The organism is Streptomyces sp. BRA346 (assembly GCF_052851135.1).
Window position 1 is genome coordinate 220020 of sequence record NZ_JAIWIH010000001.1, and the last position, 17483, is coordinate 237502.

Annotated in this window: 14 protein-coding genes and 1 pseudogene; 9 read left to right on the top strand and 6 right to left on the bottom strand. The window is 71.5% G+C overall.

Annotation, left to right across the window (positions count from 1 at the left end; translation table 11 throughout):
• Nucleotides 1-106 precede the first annotated feature (106 nt).
• On the top strand, nucleotides 107-961 hold the full coding sequence (locus LCH29_RS01135) for an LLM class F420-dependent oxidoreductase (protein ID WP_446459758.1): 855 nt from the start codon (nucleotides 107-109) through the stop codon (nucleotides 959-961).
• A gap of 121 nt (nucleotides 962-1082) precedes the next feature.
• Nucleotides 1083-3683 (top strand): bifunctional FO biosynthesis protein CofGH, encoded by a 2601-nt coding sequence (locus LCH29_RS01140; protein ID WP_446459759.1) that lies wholly within the window; start codon nucleotides 1083-1085, stop codon nucleotides 3681-3683.
• On the opposite strand, the gene LCH29_RS01145 is transcribed toward LCH29_RS01140, so the two are convergent.
• Nucleotides 3663-5624, bottom strand: coding sequence for a heavy metal translocating P-type ATPase (locus LCH29_RS01145; protein ID WP_446459760.1), 1962 nt, complete (start codon nucleotides 5622-5624; stop codon nucleotides 3663-3665). The genes LCH29_RS01140 and LCH29_RS01145 overlap by 21 nt on opposite strands.
• Nucleotides 5625-5691: 67 nt before the next feature.
• On the opposite strand from LCH29_RS01145, the gene LCH29_RS01150 reads away from it, so the two are divergent.
• Nucleotides 5692-6048 carry an ArsR/SmtB family transcription factor gene (locus LCH29_RS01150; protein WP_446459761.1) on the top strand — a complete coding sequence of 119 codons (357 nt, stop codon included), beginning with the start codon at nucleotides 5692-5694 and terminating at the stop codon, nucleotides 6046-6048.
• 236 nt (nucleotides 6049-6284) lie between these two features.
• Nucleotides 6285-7046 carry a class I SAM-dependent methyltransferase gene (locus LCH29_RS01155; RefSeq protein ID WP_446459762.1) on the top strand — a complete coding sequence of 254 codons (762 nt, stop codon included), beginning with the start codon at nucleotides 6285-6287 and terminating at the stop codon, nucleotides 7044-7046.
• Between the two features lie 38 nt (nucleotides 7047-7084).
• Here the strand turns inward: LCH29_RS01155 and LCH29_RS01160 are convergent, their stop codons facing one another.
• Nucleotides 7085-7444, bottom strand: a complete 360-nt coding sequence (locus LCH29_RS01160) for a hypothetical protein (RefSeq protein WP_446459763.1) — start codon at nucleotides 7442-7444, stop codon at nucleotides 7085-7087.
• Between the two features lie 113 nt (nucleotides 7445-7557).
• Nucleotides 7558-7905 (bottom strand): MerR family transcriptional regulator, encoded by a 348-nt coding sequence (locus LCH29_RS01165; protein WP_446459764.1) that lies wholly within the window; start codon nucleotides 7903-7905, stop codon nucleotides 7558-7560.
• A 1039-nt stretch (nucleotides 7906-8944) separates the two neighbouring features.
• Here LCH29_RS01165 and LCH29_RS01170 point away from each other — a divergent pair.
• The 5 genes and pseudogenes from LCH29_RS01170 to LCH29_RS01190 all read left to right on the top strand — a co-directional run bounded on the left by LCH29_RS01170 (nucleotide 8945) and on the right by LCH29_RS01190 (nucleotide 13026).
• Entirely contained in the window at nucleotides 8945-9148 is a 204-nt protein-coding gene (locus LCH29_RS01170) for a cold-shock protein (protein ID WP_446459765.1), read from the top strand.
• Nucleotides 9149-9316: 168 nt separating this feature from the next.
• Nucleotides 9317-10768, top strand: a pseudogene (locus LCH29_RS01175) (DEAD/DEAH box helicase).
• 89 nt (nucleotides 10769-10857) lie between these two features.
• Nucleotides 10858-11166: an SCO5918 family protein gene (locus LCH29_RS01180; RefSeq protein ID WP_446459766.1), complete on the top strand. Its 309-nt coding sequence runs from the start codon at nucleotides 10858-10860 to the stop codon at nucleotides 11164-11166.
• Between the two features lie 255 nt (nucleotides 11167-11421).
• Entirely contained in the window at nucleotides 11422-12546 is a 1125-nt protein-coding gene (locus LCH29_RS01185; protein WP_446459767.1) for an ADP-ribosylglycohydrolase family protein, read from the top strand.
• A 126-nt stretch (nucleotides 12547-12672) separates the two neighbouring features.
• Nucleotides 12673-13026, top strand: coding sequence for a hypothetical protein (locus LCH29_RS01190; protein WP_446459768.1), 354 nt, complete (start codon nucleotides 12673-12675; stop codon nucleotides 13024-13026).
• Nucleotides 13027-13165: 139 nt separating this feature from the next.
• On the opposite strand, the gene LCH29_RS01195 is transcribed toward LCH29_RS01190, so the two are convergent.
• The 3 genes from LCH29_RS01195 to LCH29_RS01205 all read right to left on the bottom strand — a co-directional run bounded on the left by LCH29_RS01195 (nucleotide 13166) and on the right by LCH29_RS01205 (nucleotide 17420).
• On the bottom strand, nucleotides 13166-14566 hold the full coding sequence (locus LCH29_RS01195; RefSeq protein ID WP_446459769.1) for a glycosyltransferase 87 family protein: 1401 nt from the start codon (nucleotides 14564-14566) through the stop codon (nucleotides 13166-13168).
• Between the two features lie 188 nt (nucleotides 14567-14754).
• Nucleotides 14755-16326, bottom strand: coding sequence for a sodium:solute symporter family protein (locus tag LCH29_RS01200; protein WP_446459770.1), 1572 nt, complete (start codon nucleotides 16324-16326; stop codon nucleotides 14755-14757).
• 314 nt (nucleotides 16327-16640) lie between these two features.
• Entirely contained in the window at nucleotides 16641-17420 is a 780-nt protein-coding gene (locus LCH29_RS01205) for an SDR family oxidoreductase (protein WP_446459771.1), read from the bottom strand.
• Nucleotides 17421-17483 lie beyond the last annotated feature (63 nt).

Below are 17483 nucleotides of genomic sequence, written 5' to 3' on the forward strand. Positions count from 1 at the left end.
CCGTTGTACGCGCGGATGACATCCGCGGAAAGCCCTGTGGATAACTCCATGGCGCTGCGGGAACATACGCGAGCCACACCGGCCAACCCGGAGGAGCGGCCCCTTCATGCGCATCGCGACCACCGTCTTCCTGACCGACGAGACCGTCCGCCCCGCCTGGCTCGGGCGCGAGCTGGAGCAGCGCGGGTTCGCCGGGCTGTATCTGCCCGAGCACACCCACATCCCGGTCAGCCGCGACACCCCCGCCCCCATGGGCGAGCCGCTGCCGCGCCCGTACGGACGCACCCTCGACCCGTTCGTGGCCCTCGGACAGGCGGCCGCCGTCACCGAGCGGCTGGGGCTCGGCACCGGCATCTGCCTGGTGGCCCAGCACGACCCGGTCGTCCTCGCGAAGAGCGTGGCCACCCTCGACCTCCTGTCCGGCGGGCGCTTCACCTTCGGCATCGGCTACGGCTGGAACGTCGAGGAGGCCGCCGACCACGGCACCGTCTGGGCGGACCGCCGCGAACTGGTCCGCGACCGGATGGCGCTGATGCGCGCGCTGTGGGCGGAGGAGCCCACGGCCCATCAGGGCCCGTACGCCTCGGTACGGGCGAGCCTGGCTTACCCCAAACCGGTGATCCGGGAGCGCCCGTCCGGCGATCCGCTCACCGGGCCGCGCACCCTGATCGGCGGGGCGGCCGGGCCGCGGCTGTTCGCGCACATCGCCGCGTACGCCGACGGCTGGCTGCCGATCGGCGGCGGGGGACTCAGCGAGTCCCTCCCCGCGCTGCGCCGCGTCTGGGCCGAGGCGGGGCGGGACCCGGCGGCGCTGGAGGTGGTGCCGTACGCGGTGCGCCCCTCGCCCGGCAAGCTCGCCCACTACGCCGACCTGGGCATCGAAGAGGTCGTCGTGCAGCTTCCGTCCGGGGACGAGACGGAGATCCTGCACACGCTGGACGCGTGCGCGCAGTACCTGTAGAGCGGTGGCTGTAGGCGGCATGAATATTCCCGGCACCGGCGCCGAATTGTCGTGATCAGACCCACAAAACCGCAGGCCCGGCCGGTCTGGCGGTGTCGGACACCACTCGTATGCTCGGAGGATGACCACGAGCGCGCAGGGAAACGAACCGAAGTCCCCCACCGCCAACGCGATGCGCCGTGCGCTCAAGCGCGCCCGCGAGGGCGTGGCGCTGGACACCGCCGAGGCGGCGGTGCTGCTCCAGGCGCGCGGGGACGACCTGAGCGACCTCGCCGCCTCGGCCGCGCGCGTGCGGGACGCCGGTCTGGAGGCCGCGGGCCGCCCCGGGGTCATCACCTACTCGCGCAGCGTCTTCATCCCGCTGACCCGTCTGTGTCGCGACAAGTGTCACTACTGCACGTTCGCGACCGTTCCCGGAAAGCTGCGCCGCGAGGGCCACGGCATGTTCATGTCCCCCGACGAGGTGCTGGACATCGCCCGCCGCGGTGCCGAAATGGGCTGCAAGGAGGCGCTGATCACGCTCGGCGACCGCCCCGAGGACCGCTGGCCCGAGGCCCGGGAGTGGCTGGAGGCCGAGGGGTACGACGACACGATCGCGTACGTACGGGCCATGGCGATCCGCATCCTGGAGGAGACCGGGCTGCTGCCGCACCTCAACCCCGGCGTCATGACCTGGACGGACTTCCAGCGGCTCAAGCCCGTCGCGCCCTCCATGGGCATGATGCTGGAGACCACGTCCGAGCGGCTGTGGAGCGAGCCCGGCGGCCCGCACTACGGCTCGCCGGACAAGGAACCGGCCGTCCGGCTGCGCGTCCTGGAGGACGCGGGCCGCAGCTCCGTCCCGTTCACCAGCGGGCTGCTGATCGGCATCGGGGAGACCTACGAGGAGCGCGCCGAGTCGCTGTTCGCGCTGCGCCGCGTGTCCCGCTCGTACCACGGCATCCAGGAAGTCATCGTGCAGAACTTCCGCGCCAAGCCGGACACGGCGATGCGCGGGATGCCGGACGCCGAGCTGGACGACCTCGTCGCCACCGTCGCGGTCGCCCGGCACATCCTGGGCCCGTCCGGCTGCATCCAGGCGCCGCCGAACCTGGTCGACGCGGAGTACGAGCGGCTCATCGGCGCCGGTGTCGACGACTGGGGCGGCGTCTCCCCGCTCACCCCGGACCACGTCAACCCCGAGCGCCCCTGGCCCCAGGTGGACGAGCTGGCCGAGCGGTCCGCCGCCGCCGGGTTCCACTTGCGCGAACGGCTCGCGGTCTACCCCGAGTTCGTCACGCGCGGCGAGCCGTGGCTGGACCCGCGGCTGCTGCCGCACGTCCGCGCGCTGGCCGACCCGGAGACCGGCCTCGCCCGCCCGGACGCCCTGCCCGCCGGGCTGCCCTGGCAGGAGCCCGACGAGGAGTTCACCGCCGCCGGTTCCGGCCGCACCGATCTGCACCGCACCATCGACACCGAGGGCCGCACCGGCGACCGGCGCGAGGACTTCGACGAGGTGTACGGCGACTGGGAGGCACTGCGCGAGGCCGCCGCCCCCGGCATGGTCCCGTCCCGGATCGACGCGGACGTGAAGGCCGCCCTGTCGCAGGCCGCCGACGACCCCACCCGGCTCACCGACCCCGAGGCGCTGGCCCTCCTGCACGCCGACGGGCCCGCGCTGGACGCCCTCACCCGCATCGCCGACGACCTGCGGCGGGCGGCGGTCGGCGACGACGTCACGTACATCGTCACCCGCAACATCAACTTCACCAACGTCTGTTACACCGGCTGCCGCTTCTGCGCCTTCGCGCAGCGCCGCACCGACGCCGACGCGTACACCCTCTCCATGAACCAGGTCGCCGACCGCGCCCAGCAGGCATGGGACGTGGGCGCGGTGGAGGTGTGCATGCAGGGCGGCATCCACCCGGACCTGCCCGGTACGGCGTACTTCGACGTCGCCCGGACGGTGAAGGAGCGCGTCCCCGGGATGCACGTCCACGCGTTCTCCCCGATGGAGGTCGTCAACGGCGCCAGCCGCACCGGGATGTCCCTCCGCGAATGGCTGACGGCGGCGCGCGAGGCGGGCCTCGACACCATCCCCGGCACGGCGGCCGAGATCCTGGACGACGAGGTGCGCTGGATCCTCACCAAGGGCAAGCTGCCCACGGCGACCTGGGTGGAGGTCATCAAGACCGCGCACGAGCTGGGCATCCGCTCGTCCTCGACGATGATGTACGGCCATGTCGACCAGCCGCGCCACTGGCTGGGCCATCTGCGGCTGCTGGCGGAGATCCAGCAGGAGACGGGCGGCTTCACCGAGTTCGTCACCCTCCCCTTCATCCACACCAACGCCCCCGTCTACCTCGCCGGTATCGCCCGCCCCGGCCCCACCACCCGCGACAACCGCGCGGTGACGGCCATGGCGCGGATCCTCCTCCACCCCCACATCCCCAACATCCAGACCAGCTGGGTCAAGCTCGGCACCGAGGGCGCGGCCGAGATGCTGCGCTCCGGCGCCAACGACCTGGGCGGCACCCTCATGGAGGAGACCATTTCCCGCATGGCGGGCTCCTCGTACGGCTCGTACCGCTCCATCCAGGACCTCATCGGCATCGCCGACCTGGCGGGCCGCCCCGCCCGCCCCCGGACGACGACGTACGGGGACGTATCGGAGGAACGGCAGAAGGCGGCCCTCGCCTCGGACGGCCACCTTCCGGAGCTGCTACCGGTGCTCGGCGACTGAGCCCTGCCGCCAGGCGGTTTCCCGGAGCAGCCGCAGCCCGTTGAGGCCGACGAGGACGGTGGAGCCCTCGTGCCCGGCGACGCCGAGCGGCAGCGGCAGCTGCCCGGCCAGGTCCCAGACGACCAGCGCGGTGATGCAGACCCCGGCGATGACCAGGTTCTGGACGACCAGGCGCCGGGCGGTGCGGGAGAGCCGTACGACGGCGGGCAGGGCGGTCAGTTCGTCCCGTACGACGACCGCGTCGGCGGTCTCCAGGGCCAGGTCGGAGCCCGCCCGGCCCATGGCGACGCCGGTGTGGGCGGCCGCCAGGGCGGGGGCGTCGTTGACGCCGTCGCCGACGACCATGACGCGGCGCCCGGCGTCGGCCAGCTCCCGTACGGCGGCCACCTTGTCCTGCGGCAGCAGCCCGGCGCGTACGTCGTGGATGCCGGTCTCGGCGGCGAGGCGGTCGGCCGCGCGCCGGTTGTCGCCGGTGAGCAGCACCGGCGCGGCGCCGGTCAGCGCGGTGAGGCCGCCGACCGCCTCCGCCGCGCCGGGGCGGAGCCGGTCGGCGAGGCCGAGCACTCCGGCCGGGCTGCCGTCCGTGAGGACGGCGACGGCGGTACGGCCCTCCGCCTCCACCTCTTCGTACGCCGCCGAGTCGTCCCCCAGGAGCCGGGCGGGCGCCCCGACCCGCACCTCGCGCCCCTCCACGGTCGCGGTGACGCCGAGCCCGGGCGTGGAATCGAACCCCTCGGCGTCCGGCAGCGACAGCCCGCGGGCGTGTGCCGCGTCCACGACGGAGCGGGCCAGGGGGTGTTCGCTCGGCCGCTCCGCCGCGGCCGCGAGCCGCAGCAGCGCGTCCTCGTCCAGCCCCGAACCGGGCAGCGGACGCACCTCGGTCACCCGGGGCGTGCCCTCGGTGAGGGTGCCGGTCTTGTCCAGGGCGACGCAGTCCACCTGCCCCAGACGCTCCATGACGACGGCCGACTTCACCAGCACGCCATGGCGCCCGGCGTTGGCGATGGCCGACAGCAGCGGCGGCATGGTGGCCAGCACGACCGCGCACGGGGACGCGACGATCATGAAGGTCATCGCGCGCAGCAGCGTCGGCTGAAGCGCGGCACCGAGGGCGAGCGGGACCGCGAACAGGGCGAGCGTGGCGGCCACCATCACCAGCGAGTACCGCTGTTCGACCCGCTCGATGAACAGCTGCGTGGGTGCCTTGGTCTCCGACGCCTCCTCGACCATCCGCACGATGCGGGCGATCACCGAATCCGACGGGTCGCGCTCGACCCGTACCCGCAGCGCCCCGGTGCCGTTGACGGTCCCCGCGAACACCTCGTCCCCGGCCGCCTTGGCCGCGGGCAGCGGCTCGCCCGTGATGGTGGCCTGATCGACCTCGCTCGCCCCGTCCAGCACCCGCCCGTCGGCCCCGACCCGCTCCCCGGGCCGGACCAGCACCGTGTCCCCGACCGCCAGCGCGTCGGCGGCCACCGTCTCCTCGCCGCCGCCGGGCAGCAGCCGGGTGGCGGTCGCGGGCGCCAGGTCCAGCAGCCCGCGCACCGAGTCGGCCGTCCGCGCGGTGGCGACCGCCTCCAGGGCGCCGGACGTCGCGAAGATGACGATCAGCAGCGCGCCGTCCAGCACCTGCCCGATGGCCGCCGCGCCGATCGCCGCGACCACCATCAGCAGATCCACGTCCAGCGTCTTGTCCTTGAGGGCCTTCAACCCCTCCAGACCCGGCTCCCACCCCCCGGTGACGTACACGGCGATGTACAGCGGCTCCCACACCCAGTCGGGCGCACCGGCCAGCTGCCCCGCCAGCGCGACCAGGAACAGTACGAGCGCGGACAGCGCCCAGCGGGCCTCCGGCAGGGCGAGCACACGGGTACGGCGACGGGGCACGGCCGACGGCCGGGCCGTCGGCGGCGCGGAGCGGTCGATGAGCGTGGAGGTCATGGCCGCACACCGTACCACCAACAATTGAACAAGTATTCATGCATCGGGTGGTCCGTAGGATGAGCCCATGGGTCATGGAGCACAACCCCCCGCCGGTGACGCCACCGCCCCGCGCGCCCGCCTCACCCCCGACAACGCCCCGACGGTCGCCGCCACCCTCCAGGCCCTCGCCACCCCGTCCCGCCTGCTGATCCTGGCCCGCCTCCGCGAAGGCCCCTGCCCCGCCACCGAACTCGCCGAGGCCGTCGGCATGCAGCAGTCCGCCTGCTCCCACCAACTCCGCCTGCTCCGCAACCTGGGCCTGGTCACCGGCACCCGCCAGGGTCGCTCGGTCGTCTACTCCCTCCACGACAACCACGTGGCGGAACTCCTCGACCAGGCCCTCCACCACGTCGAACACCTCCGCCTGGGCGTCACCGACTGACCGTCCCGCCGTCCTCTTCCGGACCCGGTGTCGTCGGCCACGGTTACCCTGATCGAGGGGGAAGGGGGAGCTGTGGCAGCGCAGCGGCCGACGATGCGGGACCTGATCCGGCGGCGACGCCGGTTCGTGGGGCGGCGCCAGGAGATGCGCTACCCCGGGCCCTCTGTCGTCGGCGTCCGCGGGCTGTGAGACTGGCCGTCCACCGAGGCTCCCCGGGGGCGGAGAGGCGGCGCGCCGTGATCGATCGCAGCATCCTGACCGAGAGGGAATACCGGGACGACCGCCACCTCGCGGCGCGGCAGGCGCTGTACGCGTATCAGGAGCCGCGGCACGATCTGCCGGGCCTGGCCGTCGCCCAACTGCGGGGCGTGCGCGGTCCGGTGGTGGACGTGGGGTGTGGGAACGGTGTGTACGGGGCGCGGTTGCGGGCGGAGCGGCCGGAGGTGGCGGTGCTGTCGCTCGATCTGTCGCCGGGGATGCTGGCCCCGGCCGCGGGGCGGGCGGCGGTGGCGGACGCGCAGGCGCTGCCGTTGGCGGACGGGAGCTGTGGGGCGGTGCTGGCGATGCACATGCTGTACCACGTGCCGGACGTCCCGCGGGCGATCCGGGAGCTGCGGAGGGTGCTGGCGCCCGGTGGAGTGGCGCTGGTGTCGACGAACAGCGGGCGGGACAAGGCCGAGATCGCCGAGATGTGGCGGCGGGCGGTGGGGGAGGGGAGGCCGTCGTTCAGCGGGCGGTTCACGCTGGAGGAGGCGCCCGCCCTGCTGGGGGCGGCCTTCGCCGAGGTGCGGGTCGTCGAGCTGACGGGGACGATCACGGTCCGGGAGCCGGGGCCCGTCATGGCGCACATGGCGTCGTACGAGACCTGGGCGGACGGCAGGGGCGGTGACGCGGGGGAGGTGCTGCGGCGCGCGGAGCGGATGGTGCGGGAGGAGATCGACGCCAAGGGCGCCTTCGAGGTGACGAGCCGTTGCGGGATCTTCGTCTGTTCGGGGTGATGCGCCGCCCGTGCGCCTGCGTGCGAGCGGTCAGGACCTCAGCCGCCCGGGCCGGTTCCGTAGCCCAGGACGGAGCCGGACCTCCCGTTCCTGAAGGTGAGACCGAACGCCGGGGCGCTGAAGGACGTGGCGCCTTTTGCCGTGTTCCCGTCCGCCGATCCGCGCAGCACCCACACCGCGCCGTCCTCCTCGGCGTCGAAGCGGCCTCGCGCCTCGGGCCGGGCGGGCACGCCGTCCGTCCCCGGGGTGAGCGTGGTGGAACGGGACGGGCCGACACCACGGGCGGAGCCGTACTGCCGTGCGGACCGCCTGGACGCCGAACGCGCCCGCTGCCACGGCGGCCACGGCAGCGGCGGCGCCGAGTTTGCTGATGCGCTGAAGGTCTCCTGGTGGATCATGGGGCTACGGCCGAGAGATGGGGCCAGGGGACCCCGCAGCGACCGGCGTTTGGGGCCGCGGGCCGCCCGCACCCGGCTCGCGGCCCCGCGTGCGCCACTCGCCGACCTGCGCGTCAGGAACCGCCGGGTTGGTTCGCATCAGCGGCAGGCTCCCGCAGCTCTTCGTTGAGCCGCTGGGCCTCTTCCAACTGATCTTCGAGCATGACGATGCGGCAGGCGGCATCGATCGGAGTGCCCTGGTCGACGAGTTCGCGAACGCGTGCCGCGATGCGCAGCTGGTAGCGGGAGTAGCGGCGATGACCGCCCTCGGAGCGCAGAGGGACGATGAGGCGGGCTTCCCCGACGGCCCGCAGGAAGGCGGGTGTGGCGCCGATCATCTCGGCGGCGCGACCCATGGTGTACGCGGGGTAGTCGTCGTCATCGAATTTGTCGGGGGCTCGCTCTCGGGGCTTCGAATTCATCGCACCTCTCTGTGGGACGCATCGAGGGGCCCTGGTGCCATATGGCACCAGGGCCCCGAGGGTTCAACACCATCTACCGGCGCTGTGCACCGGCCTTCTGTTTCCGCTGCCTGCCCTGGGGACGAGGCGCGGGGATCGCGGCTGCGTGACCGGGGACCACCTTCCAATCCGGGGCCTGCGGTACCCGAGCGGACCAGGTCCGTGCTCGGGCGATCCTGATGGCGTCTCCCTCCTTTCCTGTTTCTCTCACTGTTCTTGCCGGCACTGCTGTCGTGCGTCATGCGTGGTGGTCCTGGGAGCCACCCGGCCCGGCAGCCAGTGGCGGGACCTTCCTGCACTTCCCGGCCCCGCCACTCCGCTGTCGTTCCGTGTTCCGCTCGCGGCAGTTCGTCTCTGCCGCGCCTGACTGACCTCGTTGGCTACGCGAGAAACAGTAGCGACAGGAGCACCGTATGTCTACTGCGGCCGATGCAGATTTACCCCTACTGCCGCAACAGGCCCAGGACGGCCCGGACCCGGGAGGGGCGGAGAAGTGAAGGTGGCGGCGCGGCGACGGTTACCTCGGCCGTCACCGGCGCCTCTCCTGCCGCGGTCCGGTGTCGGGTGGTTGGCGGATCCGGAGCGGCGCCCCCACCCCTCGCCTCGCCCGTTCGACTCCCGCGGGGCCTTCCATGGATCCACCGGCATCGCCTCCGGCGCCCACCGCGTGGCCGTCTTCCCGGCGGCCCGCTGATCTTCGGCGGCGCTCTCCCCGCCGATGCCCAATATGTAATGCCGCGAGCGCAGAAATATCCTCTGAATTGGTGAGGAGTTTTTACCCCACTGGCGGTGATCATCGATTTCCGTGCGTGATCCCGGCGCGCCATGCTACTGTCGTTGGCAGTTGCAGTTGTGGTTCCCAGACTTCAAGTGTCCTCGCCGTCGTATGCGGCGGGAATGCTTTTGTATTTTCCGGTGCATTTCCGGAGGGGCGATCATCGCGGCGATGCGGGGTCCGCAACGTGTGGGCTCCGGGCACTGCGCCCGAAGGAGATATGGCATGGCTACTGGCACCGTGAAGTGGTTCAACTCGGAAAAGGGCTTCGGCTTCATCGAGCAGGACGGCGGCGGCCCCGACGCCTTCGCCCACTACTCGAACATCGCCGCCCAGGGCTTTCGTGAGCTCCAGGAGGGCCAGAAGGTGAACTTCGACCTCACGCAGGGCCAGAAGGGCCCGCAGGCCGAGAACATCGTTCCCGCCTGACGCTGACGCGTACAGCGACGTTGGGGCCCGCACTTTGGGTGCGGGCCCCAACTCGTTTTCGCTTCGTTTAATGGCAGCAGCATGGATTCGGTCCGTTCTTGCGATTCTTTTATGCGCGGCTCACTGCTGCCGAGAATTCCTCGACGTGCCGCATCGAGGAAGGTTCGCATGAAACGCACTGTCCGGACGAACCACCGCTCCGCCCGCTCCCGCTCCGGGGGGAACGGCCGTCGTCCCGCCGCGCCGCAGGGGGAATTCGCCCTGCCCGTCACCCGTACCCCCGCTCTGCCTCCGGCCGAGACCTTCGCCGAGCTGGACATGCCGCCCGCGCTGCTGGCGGCCCTGGCAGCGGAAGGCATGTCCGTGCCGTTCCCGATCCAGGGCGCCACGCTGCCGAACTCCCTCGCGGGCCGCGACGTCCTGGGCCGTGGGCGCACCGGCTCGGGCAAGACCCTCGCCTTCGGCCTGGCCCTCCTGGCCCGCACCGCCGGACAGCGCGCCGAGCCCCGCCGGCCCCTGGGGTTGGTTCTGGTCCCCACACGAGAGCTCGCCCAGCAGGTCACCGACGCGCTCGCCCCCTACGCCCGGTCGCTGAAGCTGCGGCTGGCCACCGTCGTCGGCGGTATGGCGATCGGCCGGCAGATCAGCGCTCTGCGCGGTGGAGCCGAAGTCGTCGTCGCCACTCCCGGGCGGCTCAAGGATCTCATCGACCGTGGTGACTGCCACCTGAACCAGGTCGGCGTCACCGTGCTGGACGAGGCGGACCAGATGGCCGACATGGGCTTCATGCCTCAGGTCACCGCCCTGCTGAACCAGGTGCGGCCCGAAGGGCAGCGGATGCTCTTCTCGGCCACCTTGGACCGCAACGTCGACCTTTTGGTCCGGCGCTACCTGGCCGACCCGGTCGTCCACTCCGTCGACCCCTCGGCGGGTGCCGTCACCACGATGGAACACCACCTGCTGCACGTCGACAGCGCCGACAAGCACGCCACCACCACGGAGATCGCCGCCCGCGACGGCCGGGTGATCATGTTCCTCGACACCAAGCACGCGGTGGACAGGCTCACCCAGCACCTGCTGGACAGCGGCGTCCGCGCCGCCGCGCTGCACGGCGGCAAGTCCTAGCCCCAGCGCACCCGCACGCTCGCCCAGTTCAAGACCGGCGATGTGACGGTACTGGTGGCCACCAACGTCGCGGCCCGCGGCATCCACGTGGACAACCTCGACCTCGTGGTCAACGTGGACCCGCCCAGCGACCACAAGGACTACCTGCACCGCGGCGGCCGCACCGCCCGGGCCGGCGAGTCCGGCAGCGTCGTCACCCTCGTCCTGCCGGGCCAGCGCCGTGACATGACCCGCCTCATGAGCACGGCCGGCATCACCCCGCACCACACCAAGGTCCGCTCCGGCGAAGCCGAACTGAGCCGGATCACCGGCGCCCAGGCGCCCTCCGGTATCCCCGTCACCATCGCCGTGCCGGTCGTCGAACGTGCCAAGCGCGGTGGCTCCTCCTCGCGGGGACGGCGCAGCCGCCCGGCCCGGGCCCGCCGCGCCGCCGGATCGACCCGGGCGGGGTCGGGGGCCTCGCAGCGGCGGTCCAACTTCGGCTCGGCCGCCTGAGCCCGGGACCGGACGCTCACGTACGGCTCCGCTGATCTCTCCGGCCGGCCATCCGATTCCGGCCTCTCTTCGACCCTGTTGAGGCATTTATGCGCTGTGTCATTGCCCGCTTCCCCTTCGATCTGATCAAGAGTGAGGTCGAGCAAGCGATGGCGGGTATCAAACCCGAACCCGTCACGGGAGACTTCGTGATCATCGGCCGCCATCATTACCCCGTCAAGCAAGTGGGCGCGGTCATCACCCGTCAGGACCGCCGTGACTTCACTGCCGACGAGGTCACCCGAGCACTGACCCGCCTAGGTTTCACCTGCCGTTCCGTTCCCGTATCCGTAGCCGACGCGGCCCACACCCCACTTGAGGCCGCCTCAGCACTGCTCGGCTCCCCGGAACGTGCCTGACCGGGATCGACACGGTTGCACGATGAGGGCCCCGACCGCACGGCGGTCGGGGCCCTCATCCGTCCGCGTCCAGCGGTTTGTGCACTGTCCGTTATCCGGTGCGCCATTTCGGAATGAGGTGGTCCGCCGCACTATCCGTGATGACGCCTTCACAATTCACCGCCCCATTGACGGCATCCGGAATCGATCAAAGAGTGTCCATTACAGTCAAAGGCACTCCCGGCCATAGAGGTATCGAAGAAAAGGGGAAAGGTCGTGACCGCAACCGCCAGCGCAGCGACCGGCGTATGGGGCCGCGCCGAACAGCAGGACTTCCGCAGCCGGGTACGGGGCTGTCTGCTCGGCGGGGCGATCGGGGACGCGCTGGGGGCGGCCGTGGAGTTCTCCTCGCTGGCCGACATCCGGGCGAACCACGGCCCGCAGGGCGTGACGGACTTCCTGCCCGCGTACGGGCGGCGCGGCGCGGTCACCGACGACACCCAGATGACCCTGTTCACCGTGGACGGCCTGATACGCGCCCAGGTGCGCCGCGACACCGGCGCCTGGCATCCGCCCACCGACATCCACTCCGCACACCGCCGCTGGTACGCCACCCAGCGCGACTGGGGCCCCGACGAGCGCCGCGAGGACGACGGCTGGCTGGCCCGCGAGGAGTGGCTGTACGCCCAGCGCGCCCCGGGGCGGGCCTGCCTGACCGGGCTCGGGGACGCGACCATGGGCACCCTGGAGGTGCCCAAGAACCCCGACTCCAAGGGATGCGGCGCCGTGATGCGCTCCGCGCCGTTCGGGCTGCTGGTGGGGTGGGAGCCGCAGTTGGTGTTCCAGCTGGCCATCGAGTGCGCGGCCCAGACCCACGGCCACCCCACCGGATACCTGGCCGCGGGCGCGTTCGCCCTCGTCGTCCACGGGCTGGCCCGCGGGGAGGCGCTGGACGGCGCCGTCCAGCGCGCCCTGGCCCATCTGTCCGGCCGCCCCGGCCACGAGGAGACCACGGACGCGCTGCGGCGCGCGCTCGGCGCCGTACGCCAGGGGCTGCCGACGCCCGAGCGCGTCGAGTCGCTCGGCGAGGGCTGGACCGGTGAGGAGGCGCTGGCCATGGGGCTGTACTGCGCCCTCGTCGCCGAGGACGTACGGCACGGTCTGCTGCTCGCCGTCAACCACGGCGGGGACAGCGACTCCACGGCGGCGATCTGCGGCAATCTGCTGGGCGTGCTGCACGGCGAGACGGCGCTGCCGCCCGCGTGGCTCGCCGAGGTGGAGGGCCGCGGCACGATCCTGGAGCTGGCGGACGACTTCGCGATGGAGATGACCCAGGGCCCCGCCCTGCACAGCCCCGAGAACTCGGCGCCCGCCTGGCTCAGCCGCTACCCGCGCGCGTAGGACGCGCGGAGGACCGGCCCTCCCGGCGCGGGTCGGCGGTTTCCCGGGCATGTGGGAACCCGCCCGCATCGTCCGCATCACGGCTAACCTGTCCCGTGACGAGCAAGCACCCGGGAAGGCCAGGACATGACCACCCAGCCGGACGAGTACGACGGGCCGCTCATCCCCATGCCCGAGCTGACTCTCCCCGCGTTGCGCCAGGCTGTGGCGGTGGTCGTCCCGTCCCGTCTTCCAGAGCTGTTCGAGGACATGCAGAAGGCGTTCGTTCAGGCCGGCGAGGAAGGCAGCGTCGTCCCCATCCAGATGTTCTATCGCCAGTGGGGGGTCGTCGTGGCCATTGAACGGCACCCCGAGGTGGCCAGGCGGCTCCATGCGGCGGAGCGGGCCATGGAGAGTGAGGATCCCCAGGTACGGGCACGGGCCATCCGCGAAGCCGGGGATATCGTCCGCGCCGCCCATCGTGAGGTCGAGGGTGGCTGAGTGGACGTGGGAGCACGATCCGGACGACCTTCTCGACGGCCTGCCACCTGAGGCATATGCGGAACTCGACCAGCTCGCCCGGGAGATCGCGGTACGTGACTCGATGGTCTTCCTGGACTGTGCTTCCTCTACGGGGGCTTCACCGGGAGTGCGCACCGAGCGCCGGGGCAGGCTGTTGCTCACCTATCTCACGGACGTCCGCGGCGAGCGCATCGTGGTCATTCAGGTGGCCTGGTTCGCATGACCCCCTGCCGCGATCGCCCGAGCAGCGCAGGGCGCGGAAGGTGACAAGGGCCGCGACCGCCAGGAAGACGGTGCCGATGATCGGGTAGACGGCCGTCATCAGCATCTGGGGCGGCGTCTGGTGCAGCTCGACGCGCTGTTTCATGCTGTGCGGGGCGTACCAGATCATGAAGGAGCAGAAGAGCAGCCCGGTCAGCGCCGTGCAGCCGGCCCAGACCCGGGACGCCCGGCGGACCGTCTCGACGGCGAGCAGCAGCATCATCGGGAGCGCCCACACCCAGTGGTGGGACCAGGAGATCGGGCTGACCATGAGGGCGGTGACGGCGCAGCTGACGGCGGCCCAGGCGCGGGCGTGCGGGAGGGCGCGGTCGTCGGCGAGCTGGGCGGCGACGGCGGTCGCCAGGCCGAGGCAGCCGATCAGCGCGGCCGCGGCGAGCCACCACAGGCCGGGGTCGGGGGTGTGCAGCACCCGGGCGAGGGCGCCGCGCAGGTTCTGGTTGCCCGCGCCCTCGACGTCGCCGGGTCGGTCGGTGGCGAAGAGGACCTGGGTCCAGAAGCGGTGCGCGTCGTACGGCAGCGCCAGCGCCGACAGGCAGACGGTCCAGGCGAAGGCGGCCGTGGCGACGCCCGCCCGCCGCAGATGGTCGCTCGGCCGCAGACGGTCGCTTCCGAAACCGTATCCGGCCCGCGGCCGCCGCAGGCGCCGGATGGTGTCGATCAGCCCGGCGGCCGCGAGGAAGACGATGAAGAGCCCGGGGGTCAGCTTGATCCCGGTCGCGATGCCGGTGCCGGCCCCGGCCCAGCGGTGGCCCGTCGGGCGGGTCAGGTCCCACAGCACCAGGACGGCGACAGCCACGTTGATCTGGCCGTAGCGCAGGGTCGTCCACACCGGTTCGCACCACACCGCGAGCCCCGCCAGGGCCAGGACGGCGGCGGCGCGCGGCACCCGGTGCGGGCGGGCCACGAGCCGCAGGGACAGGTGGGCGAGGGCGACCATGAGGACGAGATTGACGGCGGTGCCGAAGGTGCGCAGGACGCCCGTGCCCATGAGGGTCAGCGGGGTGAACAGCATGGCCGCGAACGGCGGATAGGTATTGGGCAGATGGTGCACGCTCGCCCGCATGTCGTACAGATCCGCCGCATTGCGTACGGTCCAGCCCTCGGCCTGGTAGACCAGCAGATCGACCATGGACACCTCGGCGGCCCGCTGCGCGATCCAGAAGCCCGTGAACGACAGCAGACAGAACACCGCCGCGCAGAGCGTGGGCCGCCGAGTGATCATCTGTGTCGCGGTCACGGGGGTCGCTCCAGAGGTGCATGAGGCGGCGGACGGCACAGGCAGCCGACGATAGTTCATTCCGGAAGAGGGCCCCACCTGGGGGAATGGTTGCCTGTGCGGCCACAGTCGTGGGCCCCGGCCACCCTGGAGCGAGGGTGACCGGGGCCCGGTGGCGCTGCCGCCGTACGACGGGGGCGGCCGGGGCGTCAGTCGGACGCGCCCGACACCTTCGTACGGCCCGTCGCGCCCGACGCCGGAACGGACCGCGCGGCACCCGCCGAGCCCGGTCCGTCGCCGTCCGAGTTGAGCGCGGCGAGGATGGCGTCGCGCTCGGGGGTGTCCTCCGGCTTCAGGTAGCCGATGGCGATGAAGAGCACGAGCGAGACCGCGAGCGGGACGGCGACCTGGTACTCCAGGTTGACGCCGCCGTCGACCGCGTCGTTGATCGGGTAGTTGACCAGGTAGAAGGCGATCAGGCCCAGCGCCCAGCTGGTCAGCGCCGCCGTCGGCCCGGACTTGCGGAAGGCGCGCAGCATGCCGAGCATCAGCGGGATCGCGATCGGCCCCATCAGACCGGCGACCCATTTGATGACGACGGTGATGATGTCGCCGAAGAAGGGCGAGTTCACCTGGGTGGCGATGCCCATCGACAGGGCGAGGAAGAGCAGCGTGGTGTAGCGGGCGGCGAGCAGCCCGGTGCGGGTGCTCCACTGCCGTACGGACGTGAAGATCGCGGGCATGATGTCACGGGTCACCACCGCGGCGATCGCGTTGGCGTCCGACGAGCACATGGCCATGGTGTGCGAGAAGAAGCCGACGATGACCAGCCCCAGCAGACCGTGCGGCAGCAGGTGTTCGGCCATCTGCGCGTACGAGTCGGCGGGCTTGTCCGTCTTGATGATCAGCGGCGCGACCCACATCGGGAAGAACAGCACCAGCGGCCAGACGCACCACAGGACGGCCGACAGCCGGGCCGAGCGCTTGGCGGAGTGGGCGCTGTCGGTGGCCATGTAGCGCTGCGCCTGGTTCCACATGCCGCCGTTGTACTCGAACGTCTTGATGAAGAGGTAGGAGAGCAGGAAGATCAGCGTGTACGGGCCGACGGTCGGCTCGGCGTGGCTGTCGGGCAGGTCGTCCCAGACGGTCCAGAAGGTGCTGAAGCCGTCCAGCTCGTTGAGCACGGCGATCAGCATCGCGATGCCCGCCACGAACTGGATGACGAACTGGCCGAGTTCGGTGAGCGCGTCGGCCCAGAGTCCGCCGACGGTGCAGTAGACGGCGGTGACCGCGCCCGTGATCAGGATGCCCTGGTTGAGCGAGACGCCGGTGAAGATGGAGAGCAGGGTGGCGATGGCCGCCCACTTGGCGCCCACGTCCACGATCTTCAGCAGCACCCCGGACCAGGCCAGCGCCTGTTGGGTGGGCAGGTTGTAGCGGTTCTTCAGATATTCGAGGGGCGAGGCGACGCCCAGCCTGCTGCGCACCCGGTTGAGGCGCGGCGCGAAGAGGTTCGCGCCGATCGCGATGCCGATGGCGATGGGAAAGGACCAGGTGACATAGGAAGTGACGCCGTATTGGTAGGCGATGGCCGCGTAACCGGTGAACATTACGGCGCTGTAGCCGGACATGTGGTGCGAGATGCCCGAGAGCCACCAGGGCATCTTGCCGCCGGCGGTGAAGAAGTCGCTGACGTTGTCCACGCGCTTGTGGGACCAGACGCCGATGGCGACCATGACGCCGAAGTAGCCGATGAGTACAGCCCAGTCGAGACTGTTCATGTCCCCTCCCAGGGGTCCGCCTTGTGAACGGGAGCGCACTTCGCCGCGACGTTCCTTGGGGCGGTTCCCCCGAGCGGGAGCGGGGTACTTCCGGGATTGAACCGCTTGTCCGGGTGGCCGGTCAAGGGTTCGAGAGGTCATGAGTGTGAACGCAAGTCAGAAAGAAGAACGATTTTACGGTTTCTTGACCCGTCGAGGCGTTGTCGTGAACGGGTCCCCGAATCCAGGATGAGCGGGCACTTCGTCAGACGCACGCCCACGCAACGATGGGTCGGTACGGGAGCGGGATCCCGAAAGGCCGGACAGGAGTCGCGCTAACGCATCAGTTCACCGGCGTTCACCAGCAGCGACTGCCCGGTGATCGCCCGGGCCCGGTCGGAGGCCAGGAACACCGCGGCCTCCGCCACGTCGCCGTCCGTCGCCAGGTCGGGCAGCGCCATCCGGCCCGCGAGCCGCTGCTCGATCTCGGCCTCGGGTACGCCCTCGGTGTGCGCGGCGAACTGGACGTAACGCTGCACCGGCGGCCCCCACATCCAGCCGGGCTGCACGGTGTTGACCCGGATCCGGTGCGGGCCCAGCTCGCGCGCGAGCGAGTACATCGCCGAGGTGAGCGCCCCCTTGGACGCCGCGTACGCGGCCTGCCGCACCTCGCTGGGGGCGGCGACCGACGACTGCGTGCCGATGAGCACCACCGCGCCGCCGTTCCGCTTGAGCGCGGGGAGGCAGGCCCGGGTCATCCGCAGCGTCCCGAACAGGTTGACGTCCACCACGCGCTGCCAGGACGCGAAGTCGGCGTCCTCCAGGCCACCGAAGTGGCTGTCCAGCGCGGCCACGTTGACGACGGCGTCGATCCGGCCGAAGCGGTCCAGGGCGAGCGCGGCGAGCGCCTCGCACTGGGCCTCGTCCGCGATGTCGGTGGCCCGGTGGGCGGTGCGCGTGCCGTCCGGGTCGAGCTCCTTCGCGGTCTCGGCCAACCGCTCCCCGGTGCGTGCCCCGAGGGTCACTTGGGCGCCCTCGCGCAGACAGGCGGCGACGATGCGGTGGCCGAGGCCGGGGCCGACGCCGGAGACGATGACCGTTCTGCCGCGCAGCATGGGGCCTCCCTCGGGGCTGACGCTGCGTCAGGGTAGGCGTGGAGACCGCGAAAGGCCATACCC